This window comes from Bradyrhizobium sp. NBAIM14 (genome assembly GCF_020193895.1).
Lineage (GTDB): Bacteria > Pseudomonadota > Alphaproteobacteria > Rhizobiales > Xanthobacteraceae > Bradyrhizobium > Bradyrhizobium yuanmingense.
Genome location: NZ_JADYVQ010000102.1, coordinates 1 through 420 on the forward strand (window position 1 = coordinate 1; position 420 = coordinate 420).

General features: G+C 50.2%; 1 protein-coding gene. It reads left to right on the forward strand.

The annotated features are described in order from the left end of the window. Positions 1-112 precede the first annotated feature (112 nt). On the forward strand, positions 113-420 hold a 308-nt coding region (locus I6F28_RS37195), incomplete at its 3' end, for a hypothetical protein (RefSeq protein ID WP_225143967.1).

A 420-nucleotide genomic window follows, 5' to 3' on the forward strand; every position in this document is an offset into this window, starting at 1 on the left:
ATAAGAGACATTCGAATTAGTACGGAAGATAACCCCTGCACCCGCCGACCGCAAGCGATATACTGCACGACCACAAACCGCCGTAAAAAAAACACCAGGGAGTACCACAAACATGCGCATCAGCAACGTCGAATGGCTGAAGAAACGGATCGGATTCATCAGGAAGCTCGGAGAACAGACCGCGCGACAGAGACAGATTATTGACCTGCTAGACAACGAATCCGGACTCACAGAACAGGAACGCAAACTTCTCCACGTACTGGCAACAGCGGAAAAAAACGACTTACAGGCACAGGAGAGCGAACGAAAACAGGCGGTCCAAAAACGAATCGAGGGAAAAAAACAACGACGAGAACGCAATCACCGACTCTTTCTCGCGGCTGGGCTACTGATCGAAGCAGGACTGGTAGACACAAAAAC